The sequence below is a fragment of the Streptomyces sp. NPDC051322 genome (assembly GCF_040689485.1).
In the GTDB taxonomy this organism is placed as follows: Bacteria; Actinomycetota; Actinomycetes; order Streptomycetales; family Streptomycetaceae; genus Streptomyces.
Genome location: NZ_JBFBAK010000003.1, coordinates 474,543 through 497,480 on the forward strand (window position 1 = coordinate 474,543; position 22,938 = coordinate 497,480).

Below are 22,938 nucleotides of genomic sequence, written 5' to 3' on the forward strand. Positions count from 1 at the left end.
TGCGGCCACCCCCCGGAGGGGATGGCCGCAGGGACATGGGACGGGAGCCCGCTTCGGGCAGCGCCCGGTGAGGCACTCAGCCGCCGTAGCCACCGTCGTCGCTGTCCTGGTGGCTGTCGGCGTTGACGCAGGTGTTGCCGAACGCCGGGTTCAGCGCGCCGATGACGTTCACGGTGTTACCGCAGACGTTGACCGGGATGTGCACCGGGACCTGGACGAGGTTGCCCGACACCACGCCGGGGGAGCCGGCGGCGGTACCGGCGGCGCCGGCGTCGGCCATGGCCAGGCCGGCCGAGCCGGCCAGCACTGCGCCGGTGCCTGCGAGTACGGCAGCGGCCTTCGCGATACGCGACATTACGTTCTCCTTGGAGCCTTGGATGGGGCCTTGGAACTGTGGAACATCGGGGTCAGCCGCAGAGCCTCGCGGCCTCGACACCCGGTTCAACGCCGTAGCGCATCCTCGGTAACGGTGGCGATCAAATCGGGTCGGCCAACCGGGCGTCGTCGGCGGCCCGCGACGGGGCTGCGCATAAGGCGAGGATAAAAGTTGAGCCGACCACGCTCAGGTCATTTGACTGACGGAGATCCTTCGTGCACTCTTGAGCCAGTTCCACTCAAGTCAGCTGGAGGATTCACCATGGCACGTGCGGTCGGCATCGACCTGGGCACGACTAACTCCGTCGTCAGCGTTCTCGAAGGCGGCGAGCCCACCGTCATCACCAACGCAGAGGGCGCCAGGACCACGCCGTCCGTCGTCGCCTTCGCCAAGAACGGCGAGGTGCTCGTCGGCGAGGTGGCCAAGCGCCAGGCGGTTACGAACGTCGACAGGACCATCCGGTCGGTCAAGCGCCACATGGGCACCGACTGGAAGATCGAGCTCGACGGCAAGAACTTCAACCCGCAGCAGATGAGCGCCTTCATCCTGCAGAAGCTGAAGCGGGACGCCGAGTCCTACCTGGGCGAGAAGGTCACCGACGCGGTGATCACCGTCCCGGCGTACTTCAACGACTCCGAGCGTCAGGCGACGAAGGAGGCCGGCGAGATCGCGGGCCTCAACGTCCTGCGCATCGTCAACGAGCCCACCGCCGCCGCGCTGGCGTACGGGCTCGACAAGGACGACCAGACCATCCTGGTCTTCGACCTCGGTGGCGGCACCTTCGACGTGTCGCTCCTGGAGATCGGTGACGGCGTCGTCGAGGTGAAGGCCACCAACGGTGACAACCACCTCGGTGGTGACGACTGGGACCAGCGCGTCGTCGACTACCTGGTGAAGCAGTTCGCCAACGGTCACGGCGTGGACCTGGCCAAGGACAAGATGGCTCTCCAGCGTCTCCGCGAGGCCGCGGAGAAGGCGAAGATCGAGCTGTCGTCCTCGACCGAGACCACGATCAACCTGCCGTACATCACCGCGTCGGCCGAGGGGCCGCTGCACCTGGACGAGAAGCTCACGCGCTCGCAGTTCCAGCAGCTGACCGCCGATCTGCTGGACCGCTGCAAGAGCCCCTTCCACAACGTCATCAAGGACGCGGGCATCCAGCTCTCCGAGATCGACCACGTCGTACTCGTGGGTGGCTCGACCCGTATGCCGGCCGTCGCCGAGCTCGTCAAGGAGCTCACCGGTGGCCAGGACGCCAACAAGGGTGTGAACCCGGACGAGGTCGTCGCCATCGGCGCCTCGCTCCAGGCCGGTGTCCTCAAGGGCGAGGTCAAGGACGTCCTGCTGCTCGACGTCACCCCGCTGTCCCTCGGTATCGAGACCAAGGGCGGCATCATGACCAAGCTGATCGAGCGCAACACGACCATCCCGACCAAGCGCTCCGAGATCTTCACCACGGCCGAGGACAACCAGCCGTCGGTGCAGATCCAGGTCTACCAGGGTGAGCGCGAGATCGCGGCGTACAACAAGAAGCTCGGTATGTTCGAGCTGACCGGTCTGCCGCCGGCCCCGCGGGGGGTCCCGCAGATCGAGGTCGCCTTCGACATCGACGCCAACGGCATCATGCACGTCGCTGCCAAGGACCTCGGCACCGGCAAGGAGCAGAAGATGACCGTCACCGGTGGCTCCTCGCTGCCGAAGGACGAGGTCAACCGGATGCGCGAAGAGGCCGAGAAGTACGCGGACGAGGACCACCAGCGCCGCGAGGCCGCCGAGTCCCGCAACCAGGGCGAGCAGCTCGTCTACCAGACCGAGAAGTTCCTCAAGGACAACGAGGACAAGGTTCCCGCTGAGGTCAAGACCGAGGTCGAGGAAGCCGTCACCGAGCTGAAGGAAAAGCTCAAGGGCGAGGACACCGCCGAGATCCGTACGGCCACCGAGAAGGTTGCCGCCGTCTCGCAGAAGCTCGGCCAGGCGATGTACGCGAACGCCGAGGGTGCGGCCGCCGCGGGCGGAGCCCCCGGCGCCGACGGCGGCGAGGCCCAGTCGGCCGACGCCGGTGACGACGTGGTCGACGCCGAGATCGTGGACGACGAGAAGGACAGCGGTCACCAGGGCGGTCAGCAGGGAGGCGCCGCATGACGGAGGAGACTCCGGGCTTCGAGGAGAAGCCCGACGTCCCCTCCGGCGCGACCTCCGACGACGCCGCGCCACAGGCGGCCGGGTCCGACTCCGACAAGGAGAAGGGCCCGGCGGCCCCGGCAGGGGACGCACAGCAGGACGTAGCACTCACCGCACAGCTGGACCAGGCGCGCACGGCGCTCGCCGAGCGCACCGCGGACCTCCAGCGGCTGCAGGCCGAGTACCAGAACTACCGCCGCCGGGTGGAGCGGGACCGGGTCCAGGTCAAGGAGATCGCCGTGGCGAGCCTCCTGTCCGAACTCCTCCCGACGCTCGACGACATCGGCCGGGCCCGGGAACACGAGGAACTGGTCGGCGGCTTCAAGTCGGTGGCCGAATCGCTGGAGACGGTCGTCGCGAAGATGGGCCTCCAGCAGTTCGGCAAGGAGGGCGAGCCCTTCGACCCGACGATCCACGAAGCCCTGATGCACTCGTACGCACCGGACGTCACCGAAGACACGTGCGTGGCGATTCTCCAGCCCGGGTATCGGTTCGGCGAGCGCACCATCCGCCCCGCGCGGGTGGCGGTGGCCGAGCCCCAGCCGGGTGCTCAGCCCGGCGCGCAGTCCGCCAAGGCGGACGAGGCTTCGGACGAGGACGACGGTGGCCCGGACAAGGGTCAGAAGTAACCGGAAGGAGGGACGTCGGGGATGAGCACCAAGGACTTCGTCGAGAAGGACTACTACAAGGTTCTCGGCGTCCCGAAGGACGCCACCGAAGCAGAGATCAAGAAGGCGTACCGGAAGCTCGCCCGCGAGTTCCACCCGGACGCCAACAAGGGTGACGCCAAGGCCGAAGGGCGCTTCAAGGAGATCTCCGAGGCGAACGACGTCCTCGGCGACACGAAGAAGCGCAAGGAGTACGACGAAGCGCGTGCTCTCTTCGGCAACGGCGGCTTCCGGCCGGGTCCGGGCGCCGGCGGCGGCTCCTTCAACTTCGACCTGGGCGACCTCTTCGGGGGCGCTCCGGGCGGACAGCAAGGAGGCGCGGGCGGTTTCGGCGGCGGCCTCGGGGACGTGTTCGGCGGCCTGTTCAACCGGGGCGGCCCGGGTACCACCCGTACCCAGCCGCGCCGCGGCCAGGACATCGAGTCCGAGGTGACGCTCAGCTTCACCGAGGCGGTCGACGGGGCCACGGTCCCGCTGCGGATGTCCAGCCAGGCGCCCTGTAAGGCGTGTTCGGGCACCGGCGACAAGAACGGCACGCCCAGGGTCTGCCCGACCTGCGTCGGCACGGGCCAGGTCTCGCGGGGCAGCGGCGGCGGTTTCTCGCTCACCGACCCCTGCGTGGACTGCAAGGGCCGCGGGCTCATCGCCCAGGACCCCTGTGACGTCTGCAAGGGCTCGGGGCGCGCCAAGTCGTCCCGGACCATGCAGGTCCGTATCCCCGCGGGGGTCGCCGACAACCAGCGGATCCGGTTGCGCGGCAAGGGCACCCCCGGCGAACAGGGCGGCCCGGCCGGTGACCTCTACGTGGTCGTCCATGTCGACGCCCACCCGGTCTTCGGCCGCAGGGGCGACAACCTCACCCTCACGGTGCCCGTCACCTTCACGGAGGCGGCACTGGGCGGCGAGGTGAAGGTCCCGACACTCGGTGGCCCACCGGTCACCCTGAAACTACCCGCGGGTACCCCCAACGGCCGTACGATGCGCGCCCGCGGCAAGGGCGCCGTACGCAAGGACGGCACCCGGGGGGACCTGCTGGTCACCGTCGAGGTCGCGGTACCGAAGGACCTCAGCGACAAGGCACGTGAGTCGCTGGAAACCTACCGCGAGGCCACCTCGGGGGAGGACCCACGGGCGGAGCTGTTCCAGGCCGCGAAGGGAGCTTGAGATGAACGGCCGGCGACATCGCGAGAATTCAATGGGTTACGAGCTGACCGACGAAACGCCCGTGTATGTCATCTCGGTCGCCGCTCAGCTCTCCGGCCTGCACCCGCAGACCCTGCGGCAGTACGACCGCCTCGGCCTGGTCTCACCGGGCCGCACGGCGGGCCGTGGCAGACGCTATTCGGCCCAGGACATCCAGCTGCTGCGTACGGTGCAGCAGCTGTCCCAGGACGAGGGCATCAACCTGGCCGGCATCAAGCGCATCATCGAGCTGGAACACCAGGTCGCCGCCCTGCAGGCGCGGGTGGCCGAGCTCTCGGCGGCGGTGGACGGCGCGGCCGTGGCGATGCAGCAGCGCGAGGCGCAGGTCCACGCCTCGTACCGCCGCGACCTGGTCCCGTACCAGGAGGTCCAGCAGACCAGCGCCCTCGTGGTGTGGCGGCCGAAACGGCCGTCGGACTGAGCCGTGCGGGCACGTCTGCCGGGGCCGGTCAGTTGTCCTGTTCCAGGATTCCGGACCGCGCGATGAGGTAGCCCAACTGGGCCCGGCTGCCGCTGCCGAGGGTGGCGGACAGTTTGGCGACGTGGGCCCGGCAGGTCCGTACGTTCATGCCGAGACGGCGGGCGATCGCCTCGTCGACGTGGCCCTCGACGAGCAGTTGGGCAATCGACCGCTGAACGCCGCTGACGCCCTTGGGAGTCGGGTTGTACGGGATCTCGTCCAGAAGCGGCACCGCGCGCTGCCAGAGCTGCTCGAAGACCTTGACGAGGTAGCTGACCAGGCCCGGGTGGCGGAGTTCCAGGGCCACTTGCTGATCGTCCCTGGCGGGTATGAAGGCCACCGTGCGGTCGCAGATGATGAGTCGCCCGATGAGTTCTTCTAGGGTGCGGATCTCCACCTTGCCGGTGGCCACCCGGTCCACATAGGCGAGCGTGCCAGGACTGTGCCGGACGGTGTGCTGGTACAGGGTGCGCATGCTGACGCCCCGGTCGACCAGTGGTCTGTCGCGTTCCAGTGCCTGGCTGAGCACGTGCTCCCGGCGGCCGCCTCCCGGCTGTACGGTGAGCATCTCGGTGTGGCACTCGGCGGTCGCGAGGTTGAGCGCGGCATTGATCCGGTCGACCCCTTCGAGGACCGTGATCGCGTGAGTGAGTGCCGGATTCTGGGCACTGATCGTCATGAACGGCTCGAATGATTCGCTCAGTTCGATCGAGAGTCGTCTACGGTCCTGGATGTCACGTTCGATCGGATGGAGACGCTGGGCCAGCGCAACGGACGGCGGAACCGGCCGCAGCCAGTTGGCGTCGTCCGGATCAGGGTGCAGCAGCGCGAATTCCAGCAGGCAGGGGGCAGCCTCCACCTCGGCACGGGCAATGCGCCCGGCGCTCAGCGCACTGGCGTAAAGCCGTGCTCCCTCGGCGCACAGTTCCGTGACGCCATGGTGATGTGTCGGTTGTGTGTTGTTCTGCGGCAAATCTCCACCCCCCAGGGTCCTGTACGTGCAAGAACATGATGCATCGTCCGTGTAGCGCTGACGTGCCGGAATGAGCCATCGTCTTGTGATGCGGGGGAGAAGACACCATCAAGTGAGGACGAAGCCGACTATGCGCAAGAAAATGCTTCGCTCGGTGCTTACCGCAGCTCTGACTGCCACCGTTGCCTTCGGGGGCGCGGCCGGCGTGGCCCTTGCCGCAGGCAGCGGGTCGCAGACGGCTCGGTCGGACAGTGGGTGGGGGAGCATCCACGCGGCGGCACCGAAGGACAGTGGTTGGGGCATCCTTGCCGCGGACAGCGGTTGGGGATCTCCCCAGGCCTCTGCTCCTCTGGACAGCGGTTGGGGCGTCGCGTCGGCGTCGCTTCCCCTCGACAGCGGTTGGGGAGCTACCCCGGCGTCGCTCCCCCTCGACAGCGGTTGGGGCGTCGCGCCGGCAACTACAGCGTCAGCAGAAGCATGACGGTCCCCCCGGACGACCGAGTCTTTCAGCGCGAGATGGCAGTCGCCTACCGCTCCGGGTGGCATTTCATCGACCTCGTCACGGCGATTCCCCACCGTGGTGACTCGTTGATGGTCACCCTGTTCGGCGAGCCGATCGTCGTCGTACGCGAAGAGGACGAGGACGTTCGTGCATACCGGTGCCTGCGCAGGCCCCGGGGCGCCCCACAGCCCGTCCGCTGTGCCATCCGGTACGGCATGGTGTTCGTCAACCTGGACCGGCGCGATCACGAACTGATCGAGCCGGAGCCACAAACAGCTATCCCCCACAGCGCCTGAAGCGATTCCCCCGTCGTAAAAGATCGCTCAGGTGCTTCCCCCACACAACGGCGCCATCGTGACCTGAACACGATGGCGCCGTTGTGCTGCCCGCGGTGAGTCGGCCGGTCCGGGCCGGCCGCGGACTTCAGGCGCGGCCCAGTGCCCGGTCGACGGTGATCTCGAGCAGCACCCGGTCCGGGTTGACGGACGGGGTGCGCCCGTACCGCTCCGCGTAGCGGCTTTCCGCGTCGGCGATGAGCTCGGGCTCCGTACGGACCACCGCGCGTCCCTCCAGCGTCGCCCAGCGGCGGCCGGCCATCTGACAGACCGCGACCCGCGCGCCGTCCGGTCCTGCGGCCAGCACATTGGCGATCTTCCGCGACGACTTGTTGGTGATGACCCGGGCGAGACCGGCCGCCGGCTCGTAGGTCACCCCCACCGGCACCACGTGCGGGGTGCCGTCCTGGCGCAGGGTGGTCAGGGTGCAGACATGGCGCTCGCGCCAGAAGCTGAGGTAGGTCGCGCCGGGGTTCCGTGGGTCAATGGCCATAGGGGCGAACCTACCGGGCGGCTCCCATTCTCATCTTGAGTGGATTAGACTCAACTTTGTGCACGCCGACCGAGTCACCTGGCCGAGTCATCTGCAAGGAGGAGAGCGCACACCGTGGACGCCGAGCTGACCAACAAGAGCCGGGATGCGATCAACGCGGCGAACAGCCGGGCCGTATCCGACGGGCACGCCGACCTGACCCCCGCACATCTGCTGCTGGCGCTGCTCGAGGGCCAGGACAACGAGAACATCGTCGATCTGCTGACCGCCGTCGAGGCGGACCAGGCCATGGTCCGGTCCGGCGCCGAGCGGCTGCTCGGCGCGTTGCCCAGCGTCACCGGGTCCACCGTCGCGCCGCCGCAGCCCAACCGCGAGACACTGGCCGTCATCGCCGACGCCTCGCAGCGGGCCAAGGAACTCGGCGACGAATTCATCTCCACCGAGCATCTGCTCATCGGCATCGCCGCCAAGGGCGGCCAGGCCGGTGAGCTGCTGACGGAGCAGGGCGCCGGCGCGAAGAAGCTGCTGGCGGCTTTCGAGACGACAAGGGGAGGGCGCCGGGTGACCACACCCGACCCCGAGGGTCAGTACAAGGCACTGGAGAAGTTCGGTACGGACTTCACCGCAGCAGCCCGAGAGGGCAAGCTCGACCCGGTCATCGGGCGGGACCAGGAGATCCGCCGGGTGGTGCAGGTGCTGTCCCGGCGCACCAAGAACAATCCGGTGCTCATCGGCGAGCCCGGGGTCGGTAAGACCGCCGTGGTCGAGGGGCTGGCCCAGCGGATCGTCAAGGGTGATGTGCCGGAGAGCCTGAAGAACAAGCGCCTGGTGTCGCTGGACCTCAGCGCGATGGTGGCCGGCGCCAAGTACCGCGGCGAGTTCGAGGAGCGGCTGAAGACCGTCCTCTCCGAGATCAAGGAGAGCGACGGCCAGGTCATCACCTTCATCGACGAGCTGCACACCGTGGTCGGCGCGGGCGCCGGCGGCGACTCGTCGATGGACGCGGGCAACATGCTCAAGCCGATGCTGGCCCGAGGCGAGCTGCGGATGGTCGGCGCGACCACCCTGGACGAGTACCGCGAGCGGATCGAGAAGGACCCCGCCCTGGAGCGGCGCTTCCAGCAGGTGCTGGTCGCGGAGCCCTCGGTCGAGGACACCATCGCCATCCTGCGCGGACTCAAGGGACGCTACGAGGCCCACCACAAGGTGCAGATCGCGGACTCGGCGCTGGTCGCCGCCGCGGCCCTGTCCGACCGCTACATCACCTCCCGTTTCCTGCCGGACAAGGCGATCGACCTGGTCGACGAGGCCGCATCCCGGCTGCGCATGGAGATCGACTCCTCGCCGGTCGAGATCGACGAACTGCAGCGCGCGGTCGACCGCCTCCACATGGAGGAGCTGGCCCTCAAGAACGAGTCCGACGCGGCGTCGAAACAGCGGCTGGACAAGCTGCGCCGCGACCTCGCCGACCGCGAGGAGGAACTGCGCGGCCTCACCGCACGCTGGGAGAAGGAGAAGCAGGGCCTCAACCGCGTCGGCGAGCTGAAGGAACGGCTCGACGGGCTCCGCGGCCAAGCCGAGCGCGCCCAGCGCGACGGCGACTTCGACACGGCTTCCAAGCTGCTCTACGGCGAGATCCCGGGCCTGGAGCGTGAGCTCGAGGCGGCCTCCGAGGCCGAGGAGGAAGCCGCCAAGTCCGCCGAGGCCAAGGACACCATGGTCAAGGAGGAGGTCGGCGCCGACGACATCGCCGATGTGGTCGGCTCCTGGACCGGGATCCCGGCCGGGCGCCTGCTGGAGGGCGAGACGAAGAAGCTGCTGCGGATGGAGGAGGAGATCGGCAAGCGGCTGATCGGCCAGCGCGAGGCCGTGCAGGCCGTCTCCGACGCGGTGCGCCGCACCCGGGCCGGCATCGCCGACCCGGACCGCCCCACCGGCTCCTTCCTCTTCCTCGGACCCACCGGGGTCGGCAAGACCGAGCTGGCGAAGGCGCTGGCCGACTTCCTCTTCGACGACGAGCGGGCCATGGTCCGTATCGACATGAGCGAATACGGCGAGAAGCACTCGGTGGCCCGCCTGGTGGGCGCGCCCCCCGGCTACGTCGGGTACGAGGAGGGCGGCCAGCTCACCGAGGCGGTGCGCCGGCGCCCGTACAGCGTGGTGCTGCTCGACGAGGTGGAGAAGGCCCACCCGGAGGTCTTCGACGTACTGCTCCAGGTGCTCGACGACGGGCGGCTCACCGACGGCCAGGGGCGGACGGTGGACTTCCGCAACACCATCCTGATCCTGACGTCGAACCTCGGCAGCCAGTACCTGGTCGACCCCCTCACCAAGCCGGAGGAGAAGAAGCAGCAGGTACTGGATGTCGTACGGGCGTCCTTCAAGCCGGAGTTCCTCAACCGCCTGGACGACCTGGTGGTCTTCTCCGCGCTGTCGAAGGACGAGCTGGCGCACATCGCGGGCCTCCAGATCGACCGCCTCGCGAACCGGCTCGCCGAGCGCCGGCTCACCCTGGACATCAGCCCGGAGGCCCTGGCCTGGCTGGCCGACGAGGGCAACGACCCGGCGTACGGCGCCCGCCCGCTGCGCCGGCTGATCCAGACCTCGATCGGCGACCGGCTGGCCAAGGAGATCCTGGCCGGCGAGATCACCGACGGCGACACGGTGCGGGTCGACCGCTTCGAGGACGGGCTGCTCGTGGGCCGTGCGGAGCAGCCGGCGTAGCGACCCGGCGGTCGTAGGCCCGACCGGTCTAAGCCCGCAGCGGATAGTCACCGATTGTGCGGGGCGGGACTTGCCATGCCCCGCCCGGCATGGGGGAGGATGGAAGGACTCGTAAGAAGGGCAATTCAAAGATGACCATCGACCCGTCCTCCATTCCGAACTTCGGGGGCCAGCCCGATCCGCAGGACGCAGGACCGGCGGGCCCCGTCGTCCCCGACCAGGATCTGGTCAAGCAGCTTCTCGAGCAGATGGAGCTGAAGTACGTCGTCGACGACGAGGGCGACCTCGCCGCGCCGTGGGAGGAATTCCGCACGTACTTCATGTTCCGCGGCGAGGACGACCAGCAGGTCTTCTCTGTCCGGACGTTCTACGACCGCCCGCACAAGATCGAGGAGAAGCTGCAGCTCCTCGAACTGATCGATGACTGGAACCGCCGCACGCTGTGGCCCAAGGTCTACAGCCACACCCACGACGACGGCAGCGTCCGCCTCATCGGTGAGGCCCAGATGCTGATCGGCACCGGCGTCGCGCTCGAGCACTTCGTGTCGTCCACGGTCAGCTGGGTCCGCGCCTCGATCGAGTTCGACAAGTGGCTCGTCGACCAGCTCGGTCTCGAGCAGGACCTGGAATCGGGCTCCGGCGACGACAAGCCGGGCGACGAGGCCTGAGCCGACCGCCGGACCGGCAGGAAGCCCGGCCGACCCAGCGCTTCGGCGCCGGAGCGGCCGGGCTTCTGCCCGCCGAGGCGATCGCCGCTGTGGGAGAAGGCCGGCTACCGCAGCGGCCGGCGGAGCCGTTCCGCCGCCTCCGTGAGTACGTCGTGCTTCTTGCAGAAGGCGAAGCGGACCTGGGTCCGTCCGACCTCGGGGTCGTCGTAGAAGACGGAGCTCGGGACGGCGACCACGCCGCAGCGCTCGGGGAGGGAGCGGCAGAAGGTGAGGGCGTCCTTTTCACCGAGTGGGGCGATGTCGGTGGTGATGAAGTAGGTGCCCTGCGGGCGGAAGACCTCGAAGCCGGCCGCGCTGAGGCCGTCGGCGAGGATGTCCCGCTTGGCGCGCAGCTCGTCGCGCAGCTCGGTGAAGAAGGAGTCCGGCAGCCGCAGTGCCTCGGCGACGGCGTACTGGAAGGGGCCGGCCGAGACGTACGTCAGGAACTGTTTCGCCGAGCGGACCGCCGCCACGAGTTCCGGGGAGGCCGTCAGCCAGCCGACCTTCCAACCGGTGAACGAGAAGGTCTTGCCGGCCGAGGAGATCGAGACGGTCCGTTCGCGCATGCCGGGGAAGGAGGCGAGCGGGATGTGCTCGCCGTCGAAGACCAGGTGTTCGTACACCTCGTCGGTGACCACCAGCAGATCGCGCTCCACGGCGAGCGCGGCGACCGTGGCGAGTTCGTCGCGGGTGAGGACCTTGCCGGTCGGATTGTGCGGGGTGTTGAGCAGGATGAGGCGGGTGCGGTCGGTGATCGCGTCCCGGAGTTCGTCCAGGTCGAGGTGGAAGCCGCCGTCGCGCGGGCGGAGCGTGACGGGGACCCGGGTACCGCCGGCCATGGCGATGCAGGCGGCGTACGAGTCGTAGTAGGGCTCCAGGGCGATCACCTCGTCGCCCGGTTCGACCAGTGCCAGCAGGGCGGCCGCGATGGCCTCGGTGGCGCCCGCGGTGACCAGCACCTCGGTGTCGGGGTCGGAGGTGAGGCCGTACCACCGCTGTTGGTGTTCGGCGACGGCCGTACGCAGCTCGGCGACCCCGGGGCCCGGCGGGTACTGGTTGCCGCGTCCGTCGCGCAGCGCCCGGACCGCCGCCTCCCTGACCTCGTCGGGGCCGTCGGTGTCGGGGAAGCCCTGGCCCAGGTTGATCGCCCCGGTCCGCGCGGCCAGCGCCGACATCTCGGCGAAGATCGTCGTGCCGAACTCGGCCAGGCGGCGGTTGAGCAGCGGTCGCCCGGTGGCGCCGCGCGTGGAGCTTCCGGTGGAGGTCATGGCCGCCATCCTGCGCCGAACCTCTGGACTTCCTCAACTCCTGCTTGGTCCGGCGCCGGCCGGGGGATCCCCCAGTCACGCACCAAGTCCGGCACCGGAGCGAGGGACCAACGGGGGACCCCGCTGCATCGGGCGAAAGGCAGGTGGGGGCCATGGCGCCGTTCATCTTCGTCGCAGTGATCGTGGGGGTCGTCCTGGTGGCTTCGGTCGCAGGCGGCAGCAAGGCGGCCAAGGGAGGTAAGCGCCGCGGCCGGAGCAGTGCGGCGGGCGGCGCCGCGGGCGGCAGCTGGTGGGCGGGGGACAGCGGGAGCGGTTCGGGCGGCGGCGGACACCACTCGGGCGGCGGACACCACTCGGGCGGCGGACACCATTCCTGCGGCGGGGGCGGTCACTCGTCCTGCGGCGGCGGTTCGTCCTGCGGGGGCGGGTCCTCCTGCGGCGGCGGAGGCGGCTGCGGCGGCTCCAGCTGAGGCGGACCAACCGGAAACGGCTGACACGGGGCAGCTTGTTTCCATCCAGGGAGGCGCCCGGCGGACCAACCACCGCCGGGCGCCCGCACCTTGGCGGACGGCGCCGATGGGCGGGTCACCGGAAGTTGAACGTATGAACAGCAAACCCCCCGAGGGATGGAAACCCCGTCAAGTTGGGTAAAAAGGCTGTGAGCGGCACGTACTTCGTGATTGCCTCCGTGTTGAGAAGAACATGGTGAGAAAGACACGCTGCGAAGAACCTGTTGCCTAGAACCTGCTGAGAAGAACCCCGCTGAGAACACACCAGACCGCCCTGCTGAACCCTGCTGAGAAGAAGCAGCCCTCGGACCGAGACCTGACCGTGGCCCTCGCCGGCGTCTCCTTCCCTGGCATCTGCTCCGGGGAGACCCCGTCCATCTGCCGATTGTCTGTTTGCGGAGCCCGCCCATGCTCACGACGCTCGATACTGCCTACACCGACACCCGCGCCGCCGATCTGGCCTGGGCGCTGGGCCGCGAGCCGCTGCCCGCCCTGGCTGTCCTCGATCTCGAACTGGGCGGGGCCAAGCTCCAGATGAGACTTCTCGGCGCCTCCCACCAGGTACTCCTGGAGGAAGCGGGCGGCGTCTGCTCGGAGACCGTCGCTTGTCTCCCGGGGGGCAGCACCCCCTTACCTCTGGGCGTCGCCGAGCGTGTCGGTGACTGGGGCTACGAGTTCGCCGCCTGCGTGGAGACGCTTTCGGTGTCTTCCTTCGCCGGCCGGGCTCAGGAACTCCTCGCCCTGGTGGCCGACCATCCGCACGGCCTGGCCGGTACGTTCCCCGGCTCGCCGCACGCGTTCACCGCGATGCTGGCGCAGCGCCGTGACGGCCAGGTGCACTGGCGCACCTGGCACGCGTACCCGCAGGAGGGTCAACTCGTGGTGACCCGCACGAAGGTGGGCGTGCGTACACCTGTCGTGGCCTGATTGCACTCGCCTGGGTGACGAATCGTGCGCGTGGTGTGACGTAGCGTTCTGTACGTGATCGACCTGCCCGTCTCCCCCGAATGTGAGCGGGCACGGCTGTCCGTACGTCCGGGCACCGGCAGGCTGTTCGTGCTCGCCACGGTCTTCCTCTGTGCCGCCTGCGGACTGGTCTACGAGCTCGAACTCGTCGCTCTGGCGTCCTACTTGATCGGTGACTCGGTCACCCAGGCCTCCGTGGTGCTGTCCGTGATGGTCTTCGCGATGGGCATCGGATCGCTGCTCGCCAAGCGACTGCGGCTCCGGGCAGCGGTGGGCTTCGGACTCATCGAGGCGATCCTGGCACTGGTCGGCGGCTGCTCGGCCCTGGTGCTGTACGCGGTGTTCGCCTGGGCCGGCGGCTCGCGGTGCGCCCTGGTCGGCTTCTCGCTGACGATCGGCGTGCTGATCGGGGCGGAGATCCCGCTGCTGATGACGCTGATCCAGCGGGTGTCCCGGCAGGACGCGGGCGGCGCGGTCGCCGACTTGTTCGCCGCCGACTATGTGGGCGCGCTGGTCGGCGGTCTGGCCTTCCCGTTCTTCTTGCTGCCGCTGCTGGGGCAGCTCACCGGGGCGCTGCTCACCGGGACGGTCAACGCGGTGGCCGGCGGCGCGCTGGTGCTCTGGCTGTTCCGGCACGATCTGACCCGGCGCTCGCGGTGGTGGCTGTTCGCCGTCAATGCGCTGGTGCTCGTGGTACTGGCCACTGCGGTCGCCCTGGTCGGCGACTTCGAACAGGCGGCCAGGCGCGCTGTGTACGGGGCGCATGTGCGGGTCGCCCTGCAGACCGACGTGCAGGAGATCGTCCTCACCCGGTCACCGCACGGCACGCTGGACCTCTTCCTGGACGGCCGACTGCGGGTCAACAGCCGGGACGAACAGCAGTACCACCGGGCCCTGGTCGACCCCGCGATGCGCGGACCGCATCGGCGGGTGCTGATCCTCGGCGGCGGGGACGGGCTCGCGGCCGCCGAGGTGCTGCGACACCCGGGGGTGACGTCGGTGACCGTCGTGGAGCTCGACCCCGGCGTCGAACGGCTGGCCCGCACGGATCCGGGACTCTCCGCACTCAACGACCACGTGTACCGGGACCCGAGACTGCGGGCGGTCACCGGCGACGCCTTCGCCTGGCTGCGGTCGCCCCGGCCGCGCTACGACGTGATCATCTCGGATCTGCCGGACCCCGGCATCACCCCGAGCACCAAGCTCTACTCGGCGGAGTTCTACGGCCTGGCGGCGCGGGTGCTGGCGCCCGGTGGCCGGCTCGCCGTCCACGCGGGGTCGGTGGGCGCCCGCTCCCGCAGCTTCTGGACGGTCGAGGCGACGGTACGGACAGCCGGCCTGCAGACCGTTCCCTATCGGGCGACGGGCCGGGCGCCCGGGTCCGCGGAGGGCCCGGACCGCACGAACGGCGCCGCCGGAACCCCCGGCGACTGGGGTTTCGTGCTGGCCTCCCGCGCACGACAGCGACTGAGCGCTCCCGGTACGACGGGGCCCTGGGCGGTGGTGCCGGGCCGGCCCACCGGTGTGCCGCCCTCGACGCTGGTGCATCCGCGCTACGGGGACTGACGCGCGTGCGTGACCGGGCGCCCGGCGCCGGGAGCCGGCGACCGCCGAGTCGCCGCGTGAGATCCAGTGGTGGCCGAAAGGCAGACGTGTCGGCCGTGGCTGAGTACGCTCGGTTCCTATGGAGCATGAGGTGTTCGTTCCGGTTCCGGCAGAGTCCGTCCGCCAGGTGTTGGCGGACCCCGCGCGGGTGGCCCGCTGCGTACCCGGCCTCCAACAGGCCGCGGACGCCACCGAGGGCGGTCCGCAGGGGCGCCTGAAGGTCCGTATCGACGGCCATACGATCACCTACCGCGGGGCGCTGCGCATCACCGCCCAGGAGGACGGCTTCACCATCGAGGGCGAGGGTGCGGAGGCCCGCGGCACCGGTTCGGTGAAGCTCTCGCTGACGCTGGCCCTGGCGGAATCCGCCCCCGGCACCACGCTGACCTTCGCCGGTACCGCCCATGGCGAGGGCCGGCTGACGGACCTTGCCCCGGAGGCGGCGCTGGCAGCGGCGCACCGGCTGCTGGACCGGTTCGGGAGCCGGCTCGAGACGGAGGCCGCGGCGCCCGCGGAGGCCGCGCCCGCGGGGGCCGCCGAGGCGGATGACGCCACCGGGACGGACGGCGGCGCAGCCAAGACCGCCGAGACCGAAGCCGCGCAGGACGCCTCCGCGCCGTCCGTGTTCGACGCGGAAGTACCGCCGCCCTCGCTCGACCCGGTGTCCGAGGCGGAGTTCATCGCCGCGGCGGACGCCCCGGTGGAGGCCGCGCACGCCCGTCGCACGATGATCGGCCGCAGCGCGGAAGAGGTCGATCACGCGCCGCCGCGCGGCCGCTATGCCCCCGTGCCGGCCCCGTCGAGCAGCAGCGCGGGCGCGACGCTGCGCTGGGCCGCCCCGGCGGCGGCGCTCGCGGTCGCGTCGGCCGTCGTGGTGGGCCGGGCACTCCGGCGTCGCCGCTGACGACGACGCGGACGGAGCACCGGTCCCGTCGTCAAACCGCCTGACGTCTCGACCCCGCTAGGGTCGAGACGTGAGTAGCGAAGAGGTCCGGCTGACCGCCGGCGACGTCGAATTGACCGTGACCCCCGAGAACGGCTGCCGGATCAGCAGCCTGCGCATCGCCGGTACCGAAATCCTTCGACAGGGCGCGAAGTTCGGTTGCTTCCCGATGGTGCCGTGGTGCGGGCGCACCAGGGAAGGCCGGTTCAGCAGCGGTGGGGTGGCGCACCAGCTGCCGATCAATTCCCCGCCGCACGCCATCCACGGAACCGGCCGCAACACCGCCTGGAAGACGCTGAACGCCACCCCCACCGCGGCGGCCTTCGCGTATGAGCTGGGCGATCCCTGGCCGTACCGGGGTCAGGTCACCCAGACGTTCGAGCTCACCGAGGACGCCCTCTCCCTGGCCTTCGGCGTGGAGACCGCCCGGGACTCGTTCCCGGCGCAGGCCGGCTGGCACCCCTGGTTCCACCGCAATCTCGGCACCGGCGACGACGTACGGATCGATTTCGCACCCACCTGGCAGGAGGAGCGCGGCGAGGACCACCTCCCCACCGGCCGGCGGATCGATCCCCTCCCCGGGCCCTGGGACGACTGCTTCGGGATGCCGGACGGCGTGGACGTCACCCTCACCTGGCCGGAACAGCTGGAGCTGAGGGTGCAGAGCCGTGAGGAGTGGGTCGTGGTGTACGACGAACAGCCGGAAGCGGTCTGCGTCGAGCCCCAGACCGGGCCGCCCAACGGCCTCAACACCACCCCGCGTCTGGTGACCCTCATCGACCCCCTGGAGATCGGGGCCACCTGGACCTGGCGCCGGCTCCGCCCCTGAGCACCGTGCCGTGCGGCCGCGCCGGGTCGTTGAGACCGGTCGGTCTAAGCTCGGTGGCATGACTGACGTACGCGCTGATCTGCTCCAGCACATCAAGGACAAGGCCGTGGTCCACGGCAGGGTGACGCTCTCCTCGGGCAGGGAGGCGGACTGGTACATCGACCTGCGCCGGATCACCCTGGACGGCGCTGCCGCGCCCCTGGTCGGTCAGGTGATGCTGGATCTGACCGCGGATCTGGACTTCGACGCGGTCGGCGGTCTGACCCTCGGCGCGGACCCCATCGCGGACGCGATGCTGCACGCCTCCGCCGCCCGCGGAAGGACGCTGGACGCCTTCGTGGTGCGCAAGGCCGCGAAGACACACGGGATGCAGCGCCGTATCGAGGGCCCGGACATCAAGGGCCGCCGGGTGCTGGTGGTGGAGGACACCACCACCACCGGCAATTCTCCGATGACCGCCGTGGAGGCCGTCCGGGAGGCCGGCGCCGAGGTGGTGGCGGTGGCCACCATCGTCGACCGCGACACCGGTGCCGATGAGGTCATCGCCAAGGCCGGGGTGCCGTATGTCTTCGCGTACACCCAGGGCGACCTGGACCTCTGAGGCCCGCAAAGCGGCTCTGACCTGCGGCGATGGTGGCAGCCACGTGGGCGCCGACGGCGTTTCACGTGAAACACCGCCAGCGCCGTGCCTGTCAAGCCCCCACGCCAAGTGGAGTCGCGCCAAGAGTCTGGAAAGATGGGCGGCGACGATGACGTCGCCCCCAGGTCAGGGAACCCGCAACGCAACCCGCACATCCCAAGGAGCGGACAGATGCCCATCGCAACCCCCGAGGTCTATAACGAGATGCTCGACCGGGCGAAGGCAGGCAAGTTCGCCTACCCGGCCATCAATGTGACCTCGACCCAGACCTTGCACGCGGCGCTGCGTGGCTTCGCCGAGGCCGAGAGCGACGGCATCATCCAGATCTCCACCGGTGGTGCGGAGTTCCTGGGCGGTCAGTACGCCAAGGAAATGGTCACCGGTTCGGTCGCGCTCGCCGAGTTCGCGCACATCGTCGCCGAGAAGTACCCGGTCACGATCGCCCTGCACACCGACCACTGCCCGAAGGACAAGCTGGACGGCTACGTACGTCCGCTGCTCGAGGTCTCCCGCAAGCGGGTCGAGGCCGGCGGCAACCCGCTCTTCCAGTCCCACATGTGGGACGGCTCCGCTGAGACCCTCGCGGACAACCTGGCCATCGGCCAGGAGCTGCTCGCGCAGGCCGCCGCCGCGAAGATCATCCTTGAGGTCGAGATCACCCCGACCGGCGGCGAGGAGGACGGCGTCAGCCACGAGATCAACGACTCGCTGTACACCACCGTCGACGACGCGCTGCGCACCGCCGAGGCCCTCGGTCTTGGGGAGAAGGGCCGCTACCTGCTGGCCGCCTCCTTCGGCAACGTGCACGGCGTTTACAAGCCGGGCAACGTCGTGCTCCGCCCCGAGCTGCTGAAGGACCTCCAGGAGGGTGTTGCCGCCAAGTACGGCAAGACCTCCCCGTTCGACTTCGTCTTCCACGGCGGCTCCGGCTCCTCCGAGCAGGAGATCGCCACCGCGCTGGAGAACGGCGTCGTGAAGATGAACCTCGACACCGACACGCAGTACGCCTTCACCCGTCCGGTCGTGGATCACGTCTTCCGCAACTACGACGGTGTCCTGAAGGTCGACGGTGAGGTCGGCTCGAAGAAGACGTACGACCCGCGCACCTGGGGCAAGGCCGCCGAAGCCGGCATGGCCAAGCGAGTCACCGAGGCCTGCGCGAACCTGCGCTCCACCGGTACCCGCCTGAAGTAATCCGTGCGCGCCTGAAGCAGCCGTACGCGCCTGAAGCAGCCGTACCAGCGGGCCCGGTACTCCGACCACGGGGTGCCGGGCCCGCTGCTATGGCCTGACGCCGCCGCACCGGCCATGCTGCTCGCATGGCCGATTCGCCCCCGGACACCGGATCCGCACGCACCACGACAGACCCGGGCCGCGCACAGGGCATCCTGCGCGCCGCGTCCCCGGCCGGCCGCTGGGTCCTGCTCACCACCGTGCTCGGCTCGAGCATGGCGCTGCTCGACTCGACGGTGGTGAACGTCGCGCTGCCCCGGATCGGCACCGATCTGAACACCGACATGGCCGTTCTCCAGTGGACGGTGACCGCCTACATGCTCAGCCTCGCCGGGCTGATCCTCCTCGGCGGGGCGCTCGGCGACAGGTTCGGGCGGCGCAAGGTGTTCGTCATCGGGGTGATCTGGTTCGCCGCCGCCTCACTTGCCTGCGGGCTCGCGCCGAACGCGGGAGTGCTGATCACCGCCCGCGCGCTCCAAGGCGTCGGCGGTGCGCTGCTGACGCCGGGCTCGCTGGCACTGATCCAGGGGTCCTTCCACCCGGACGACCGGGCCCGCGCGGTCGGGCTCTGGTCCGGGTTCGGCGGCGTCGGCGCCGCGATCGGACCGTTCCTCGGCGGCTGGCTGGTCGACGGACCCGGCTGGCGCTGGGTGTTCCTGCTCAATGTGCCGCTGGCCGCGCTCTGCGTGCCGATCGCGCTCCGGCACGTACCGGAGACGCGGGACCCCGCGGCGCACGGGCGGTTCGACGTGCTGGGCGCCGTGCTCGGGGCGGCGGCGCTCGCCCTGGTCACCTATGCGCTGATCGCGGCACCGGGGCACGGCGCGTCCCCGGTGGTGCTGGGTACGGCCGCCGTCGGGCTGGCCCTCGGCGCGGCGTTCGTCCGGGTCGAGCGCGTCAGGCCGGATCCGATGCTGCCACCGTCGATCTTCACCGTACGGCTCTTCACCGCGGTCAACCTGGTCACGCTCTGCGTCTACGCGGCGTTCGGCGGGTTCTTCTTCCTCACCGTCCTGCAGCTCCAGGTCGTGGCGGGCTACTCGGCACTCGGCGCGGGCACCGCGATGCTGCCGACCACCGTGCTGATGCTGCTCTTCTCCGCGAAGTCGGGCGCTCTGGGACAACGCATCGGACCCCGCATCCCGCTCACCGTGGGGCCGCTGTGCTGCGCCGCCGGGATGCTGCTGATGATGCGGGTCGGTACGGACGCCTCCTATCCGGCGGATGTGCTGCCCGCGCTGCTGGTGATGGGGCTCGGCATGGTCATTCTGGTGGCGCCGCTGACCGCCACCGTGCTGGCGTCGGTGGACGTCGGCAGGGCGGGACTCGCCAGCGGGATCAACAACGCGGCGGCCCGCGCCGCCGGGCTCATCGCGGTGGCCGCGCTGCCGCTGCTGGCCGGGATGGGCCCGGAGGCATATCGCTCGGCGACGGAGTTCGCCGCGACCTTCCGGCGGGCGATGCCGCTGTGCGCGGGCGTGCTGGTGCTGGGTGCGCTGATCGCCTTCTGCACGGTGCGCACGCCCCACGACAAGCGCTGCGGCGCCGAGTGCCGGCTGCACTGCGGGGTGGCGGCGCCCCCGCTGGAGGCCGGCGAGTCGGCACGGGAGGCCTGAGCCAGGCAGACTGGCCCCCATGTCCATTCACGAGAACCTGCTCGGGGGCCCGCCCCCGACCCATCTCCCCGACGACCCCGAGCCCCGCGAACTGCTGGCCGGTGGCGCCGCGCCGTCCGACGTCGCCGCGAAGTACCCGACGTCCTGCCTCGCCTGGGCGCAGCTGGCCGATGACGCCTTCGAGCACGGTCGCGTCGTCGAGTCGTACGCCTATGCCCGTACCGGCTACCACCGCGGCCTCGACTCGCTGCGCCGGGCCGGCTGGAAGGGGCACGGCCCGGTGCCCTGGGAGCACGAACCGAACCGGGGCTTCCTGCGGGCCCTGCACGCGCTGGCCCGGGCGGCCCAGTCGATCGGCGAGAACGCGGAGTACGAGCGGTGCACCGTCTTCCTGCGGGACTCCTCGGAGGCCGCCGCGGACACGCTGGGCTGACCGCCACCGCAGCGACGCGGTACCGGCACAGCCAGAGGCCCGGCCCACGACCTGACCCGCCGAAACGTGGGCCGGGCCCTTGCTTGTCTTGCCGTCGAGCCCGCAGGGCACCGATGATGAAGGTGGGGACCGGGGCCCACCTGTCGACGGAAGGGGCGGACCGCTACCTGGAGCACCACCGAGGAGACAGCGATGTCTACGCCTTCGCATGAAGCCCCGAACCTCGACTTCGCGGGCACCACCCCGTACGAGGACTACGTCCGGGCGGACGTCCTCACCCATCTCCAGCACCTTCTCTCCGAGGACCCGGGCGAGATGGTCTTCCTGGTCACCACCCAGGTGATGGAGCTCTGGTTCACGGTCATCGTCCACGAGTGGGAGACCGCGTCGCAGGCCCTGCGCCGTGACGATCTGCCGGTCGCGCTGGCCGCGCTGAAGCGCTCCACCTACGAACTGCAGTCGCTCAACGAGTCCTGGCGTCCGCTCGCCCAGCTCACGCCGGCCCAGTTCAACGCCTACCGCGGGGCACTCGGCGAGGGCTCCGGCTTCCAGTCCGCGATGTACCGCCGTCTGGAGTTCCTGCTGGGCGACAAGTCCGCGTCGATGCTCGTCCCGCACCGGGGCGCGCCGCGGGTGCACGCGGAGCTGGAGAAGGCACTCCAGGAGCCTAGTCTCTACGACGAGGTGCTCCGGTTCCTGGCCCAGCGCGGGCAGCCGGTGCCGGCCGCCGTACTGGACCGCGACTGGGCGCAGAAGTACGAGCCGTCCACCGAGGTCGAGGCGGTCTGGACCGCCGTATACACGGGGGAGCAGGACAGCGACCTGGTGCGGCTCGGCGAAGCGCTGACCGATGTCGGCGAGCTGGTCTGGCGATGGCGCAACGACCATCTGGTGGCCACCCGCAGAGCGATGGGTTCCAAGACCGGCACCGGCGGTTCGGCCGGGGTGGCCTGGCTGGAGAAGCGCGCCACGAAGAACGTTTTCCCCGAGCTGTGGACGGCCCGAAGCCATGTCTGAGCGCATCATGACCGAGCCGACCGAGCCGACCGAGCCGACCGGGCCGACCGGGCCGACCGAGCCGACCGGGCCGACCGGGCCGGCGGGTCTCGCCGGGAAGGCTGCCGAGCTCGACGCCGCCGACCCGCTCGCCGCCTGCCGCGAGCTGTTCACCCTGGACGCCGGCACCGTCTACCTCGACGGGAACTCCCTGGGCGCCCTGCCGAGCCATGTCCCGGCCCGGATGCAGGAGGTCATCACCCGCGAATGGGGCGCGCTGCGCATCCGTTCCTGGGAGGAGTCCGGCTGGTGGACCGCTCCCGAGCGGATCGGCGACCGTATCGCACCGATCGTCGGCGCCGGCCCCGGCACGGTGGTGGTCGGCGACTCGACGAGTGTCAACGTCTTCAAGGCCCTGGTCGCCGCGGTCCGGACCGCGGTAGCCGACCGTGACGAGATCCTGGTGGATGCCGCCACCTTCCCCACGGACGGCTACATCGCGGAGTCGGCGGCCCGGATGACGTCCCGGCGGCTGGTCCCCTACACCCCGGGAGACCCGATCGGTCCCCGTACCGCGGCCGTGCTGATCAACCATGTCGACTACCGCACCGGCCGCCTGCACGACCTGCCCGGGCTGACCGCGGCGGCGCACGCGGCGGGCGCCAGGACGGTCTGGGATCTCTGCCACAGTGCCGGCGCGCTGCCCGTCGGGCTCGCCGCGCACGGGGTGGACTTCGCGGTCGGGTGCACCTACAAGTACCTGAACGGCGGCCCGGGTTCCCCGGCGTTCCTGTATGTGCGCCCCGGCCTCCAGTCGTCCTTCGACTCCCCGCTGCCCGGCTGGAACTCGCACGCCGATCCGTTCGGCATGACCCCCGAGTACCACCCCGCGACCGGCGCCCCGCGCGGCCGGGTCGGCACCCCGGACATCCTGTCGATGCTGGCCCTGGAGTCGGCGCTCGACGTCTGGGACGGCGTATCGATCAAGGACGTGCGAGCCAAGTCACTCGTCCTGACGGACTTCTTCCTGGAATGTGTGCGGCATCTGCCGGTGGAACCGGTGACTCCGGCCCCGCACGCGGAGCGCGGCAGCCAGGTCTCGCTGCGGTGCGACAACGCCGGCGCGGTCATGAAGGAGTTGATCTCCAGGGGCGTGGTGGGCGATTTCCGGCAGCCGGATGTGCTGCGCTTCGGATTCACCCCGCTCTACGTCGGTTTCGGCGATGCGCTGCGCGCCGCGCGCATTCTGGGTGAGGCCCTGGGCTGATAGCGTCCCCG

22 protein-coding genes are annotated in these 22,938 nt (G+C 70.1%); 18 read left to right on the forward strand and 4 right to left on the reverse strand.

Features of this window, described 5'->3' with window-relative positions:
* Positions 1–76: 76 nt before the first annotated feature.
* On the reverse strand, positions 77–355 hold the full coding sequence (locus AB0436_RS10375; RefSeq protein WP_366467322.1) for a chaplin: 279 nt from the start codon (positions 353–355) through the stop codon (positions 77–79).
* 282 nt (positions 356–637) lie between these two features.
* Between AB0436_RS10375 and dnaK the strand changes: the two genes are divergently transcribed.
* Genes dnaK through AB0436_RS10395 form a run of 4 tightly spaced genes read left to right on the forward strand, consistent with a single transcriptional unit; the run spans position 638 to position 4,849 of the window.
* Positions 638–2,518: a molecular chaperone DnaK gene (gene dnaK, locus AB0436_RS10380; protein ID WP_366467325.1), complete on the forward strand. Its 1,881-nt coding sequence runs from the start codon at positions 638–640 to the stop codon at positions 2,516–2,518.
* Positions 2,515–3,186 carry a nucleotide exchange factor GrpE gene (grpE, locus tag AB0436_RS10385; protein ID WP_366467327.1) on the forward strand — a complete coding sequence of 224 codons (672 nt, stop codon included), beginning with the start codon at positions 2,515–2,517 and terminating at the stop codon, positions 3,184–3,186. The genes dnaK and grpE overlap by 4 nt, the downstream gene beginning before the upstream one ends.
* A gap of 21 nt (positions 3,187–3,207) precedes the next feature.
* A complete protein-coding gene (gene dnaJ, locus AB0436_RS10390) occupies positions 3,208–4,389 on the forward strand; it encodes a molecular chaperone DnaJ (protein WP_366467328.1) in 1,182 nt (393 codons plus the stop codon).
* 1 nt (position 4,390) lies between these two features.
* Positions 4,391–4,849: a helix-turn-helix domain-containing protein gene (locus tag AB0436_RS10395; protein ID WP_365856518.1), complete on the forward strand. Its 459-nt coding sequence runs from the start codon at positions 4,391–4,393 to the stop codon at positions 4,847–4,849.
* Positions 4,850–4,877: 28 nt separating this feature from the next.
* Here the strand turns inward: AB0436_RS10395 and AB0436_RS10400 are convergent, their stop codons facing one another.
* Positions 4,878–5,861 carry a helix-turn-helix transcriptional regulator gene (locus tag AB0436_RS10400; protein ID WP_366467329.1) on the reverse strand — a complete coding sequence of 328 codons (984 nt, stop codon included), beginning with the start codon at positions 5,859–5,861 and terminating at the stop codon, positions 4,878–4,880.
* A gap of 477 nt (positions 5,862–6,338) precedes the next feature.
* Between AB0436_RS10400 and AB0436_RS10405 the strand changes: the two genes are divergently transcribed.
* A complete protein-coding gene (locus tag AB0436_RS10405) occupies positions 6,339–6,659 on the forward strand; it encodes a (2Fe-2S)-binding protein (protein ID WP_366467330.1) in 321 nt (106 codons plus the stop codon).
* 127 nt (positions 6,660–6,786) lie between these two features.
* On the opposite strand, the gene AB0436_RS10410 is transcribed toward AB0436_RS10405, so the two are convergent.
* A complete protein-coding gene (locus AB0436_RS10410) occupies positions 6,787–7,191 on the reverse strand; it encodes a TIGR03618 family F420-dependent PPOX class oxidoreductase (protein WP_366467331.1) in 405 nt (134 codons plus the stop codon).
* 114 nt (positions 7,192–7,305) lie between these two features.
* Between AB0436_RS10410 and clpB the strand changes: the two genes are divergently transcribed.
* Complete coding sequence (clpB, locus tag AB0436_RS10415) at positions 7,306–9,915, forward strand: ATP-dependent chaperone ClpB (RefSeq protein ID WP_366467332.1); 2,610 nt, start codon at positions 7,306–7,308, stop codon at positions 9,913–9,915.
* Between the two features lie 131 nt (positions 9,916–10,046).
* Positions 10,047–10,583: a YbjN domain-containing protein gene (locus AB0436_RS10420; RefSeq protein WP_366467333.1), complete on the forward strand. Its 537-nt coding sequence runs from the start codon at positions 10,047–10,049 to the stop codon at positions 10,581–10,583.
* A 104-nt stretch (positions 10,584–10,687) separates the two neighbouring features.
* Here AB0436_RS10420 and AB0436_RS10425 read toward each other — a convergent pair whose 3' ends face one another.
* Positions 10,688–11,899, reverse strand: coding sequence for a pyridoxal phosphate-dependent aminotransferase (locus tag AB0436_RS10425; protein ID WP_366467334.1), 1,212 nt, complete (start codon positions 11,897–11,899; stop codon positions 10,688–10,690).
* Positions 11,900–12,042: 143 nt separating this feature from the next.
* Between AB0436_RS10425 and AB0436_RS10430 the strand changes: the two genes are divergently transcribed.
* The 11 genes from AB0436_RS10430 (at position 12,043) to kynU (ending at position 22,927) form a co-directional block, all read left to right on the forward strand.
* A complete protein-coding gene (locus tag AB0436_RS10430) occupies positions 12,043–12,360 on the forward strand; it encodes a hypothetical protein (protein WP_366467336.1) in 318 nt (105 codons plus the stop codon).
* Between the two features lie 447 nt (positions 12,361–12,807).
* Complete coding sequence (locus AB0436_RS10435; protein WP_366467337.1) at positions 12,808–13,326, forward strand: DUF2617 family protein; 519 nt, start codon at positions 12,808–12,810, stop codon at positions 13,324–13,326.
* A gap of 54 nt (positions 13,327–13,380) precedes the next feature.
* Positions 13,381–14,931: a polyamine aminopropyltransferase gene (locus AB0436_RS10440; protein WP_366467338.1), complete on the forward strand. Its 1,551-nt coding sequence runs from the start codon at positions 13,381–13,383 to the stop codon at positions 14,929–14,931.
* Positions 14,932–15,049: 118 nt separating this feature from the next.
* Positions 15,050–15,874 carry an SRPBCC family protein gene (locus AB0436_RS10445; RefSeq protein WP_366467339.1) on the forward strand — a complete coding sequence of 275 codons (825 nt, stop codon included), beginning with the start codon at positions 15,050–15,052 and terminating at the stop codon, positions 15,872–15,874.
* 70 nt (positions 15,875–15,944) lie between these two features.
* Positions 15,945–16,742 carry an aldose 1-epimerase gene (locus tag AB0436_RS10450; protein ID WP_366467340.1) on the forward strand — a complete coding sequence of 266 codons (798 nt, stop codon included), beginning with the start codon at positions 15,945–15,947 and terminating at the stop codon, positions 16,740–16,742.
* A gap of 58 nt (positions 16,743–16,800) precedes the next feature.
* Positions 16,801–17,343: an orotate phosphoribosyltransferase gene (gene pyrE / locus AB0436_RS10455; RefSeq protein WP_366467341.1), complete on the forward strand. Its 543-nt coding sequence runs from the start codon at positions 16,801–16,803 to the stop codon at positions 17,341–17,343.
* 210 nt (positions 17,344–17,553) lie between these two features.
* On the forward strand, positions 17,554–18,576 hold the full coding sequence (gene fbaA, locus AB0436_RS10460) for a class II fructose-bisphosphate aldolase (protein WP_366467342.1): 1,023 nt from the start codon (positions 17,554–17,556) through the stop codon (positions 18,574–18,576).
* 125 nt (positions 18,577–18,701) lie between these two features.
* Entirely contained in the window at positions 18,702–20,231 is a 1,530-nt protein-coding gene (locus tag AB0436_RS10465) for an MFS transporter (protein WP_366467343.1), read from the forward strand.
* 19 nt (positions 20,232–20,250) lie between these two features.
* Positions 20,251–20,664: a DUF3151 domain-containing protein gene (locus tag AB0436_RS10470; protein ID WP_365856554.1), complete on the forward strand. Its 414-nt coding sequence runs from the start codon at positions 20,251–20,253 to the stop codon at positions 20,662–20,664.
* A gap of 192 nt (positions 20,665–20,856) precedes the next feature.
* The gene (locus AB0436_RS10475; protein ID WP_366467344.1) at positions 20,857–21,681 is read left to right on the forward strand and encodes a tryptophan 2,3-dioxygenase family protein; all 825 of its coding nucleotides are present in this window, start codon (positions 20,857–20,859) and stop codon (positions 21,679–21,681) included.
* Entirely contained in the window at positions 21,674–22,927 is a 1,254-nt protein-coding gene (kynU, locus tag AB0436_RS10480) for a kynureninase (RefSeq protein ID WP_366467345.1), read from the forward strand. The genes AB0436_RS10475 and kynU overlap by 8 nt, the downstream gene beginning before the upstream one ends.
* Positions 22,928–22,938: the final 11 nt, after the last annotated feature.

Coding starts and splice junctions, on each gene's coding strand:
- AB0436_RS10375 (WP_366467322.1), bottom strand. CDS start 355: ATGTCGCGTATCGCGAAGGCCGCTGCCGTACTCGCAGGCACCGGCGCA.
- dnaK (WP_366467325.1), top strand. CDS start 638: ATGGCACGTGCGGTCGGCATCGACCTGGGCACGACTAACTCCGTCGTC.
- grpE (WP_366467327.1), top strand. CDS start 2,515: ATGACGGAGGAGACTCCGGGCTTCGAGGAGAAGCCCGACGTCCCCTCC.
- dnaJ (WP_366467328.1), top strand. CDS start 3,208: ATGAGCACCAAGGACTTCGTCGAGAAGGACTACTACAAGGTTCTCGGC.
- AB0436_RS10395 (WP_365856518.1), top strand. CDS start 4,391: ATGAACGGCCGGCGACATCGCGAGAATTCAATGGGTTACGAGCTGACC.
- AB0436_RS10405 (WP_366467330.1), top strand. CDS start 6,339: ATGACGGTCCCCCCGGACGACCGAGTCTTTCAGCGCGAGATGGCAGTC.
- AB0436_RS10410 (WP_366467331.1), bottom strand. CDS start 7,191: ATGGCCATTGACCCACGGAACCCCGGCGCGACCTACCTCAGCTTCTGG.
- AB0436_RS10420 (WP_366467333.1), top strand. CDS start 10,047: ATGACCATCGACCCGTCCTCCATTCCGAACTTCGGGGGCCAGCCCGAT.
- AB0436_RS10425 (WP_366467334.1), bottom strand. CDS start 11,899: ATGGCGGCCATGACCTCCACCGGAAGCTCCACGCGCGGCGCCACCGGG.
- AB0436_RS10430 (WP_366467336.1), top strand. CDS start 12,043: ATGGCGCCGTTCATCTTCGTCGCAGTGATCGTGGGGGTCGTCCTGGTG.
- AB0436_RS10435 (WP_366467337.1), top strand. CDS start 12,808: ATGCTCACGACGCTCGATACTGCCTACACCGACACCCGCGCCGCCGAT.
- AB0436_RS10445 (WP_366467339.1), top strand. CDS start 15,050: ATGGAGCATGAGGTGTTCGTTCCGGTTCCGGCAGAGTCCGTCCGCCAG.
- pyrE (WP_366467341.1), top strand. CDS start 16,801: ATGACTGACGTACGCGCTGATCTGCTCCAGCACATCAAGGACAAGGCC.
- fbaA (WP_366467342.1), top strand. CDS start 17,554: ATGCCCATCGCAACCCCCGAGGTCTATAACGAGATGCTCGACCGGGCG.
- AB0436_RS10465 (WP_366467343.1), top strand. CDS start 18,702: ATGGCCGATTCGCCCCCGGACACCGGATCCGCACGCACCACGACAGAC.
- AB0436_RS10470 (WP_365856554.1), top strand. CDS start 20,251: ATGTCCATTCACGAGAACCTGCTCGGGGGCCCGCCCCCGACCCATCTC.
- AB0436_RS10475 (WP_366467344.1), top strand. CDS start 20,857: ATGTCTACGCCTTCGCATGAAGCCCCGAACCTCGACTTCGCGGGCACC.
- kynU (WP_366467345.1), top strand. CDS start 21,674: ATGTCTGAGCGCATCATGACCGAGCCGACCGAGCCGACCGAGCCGACC.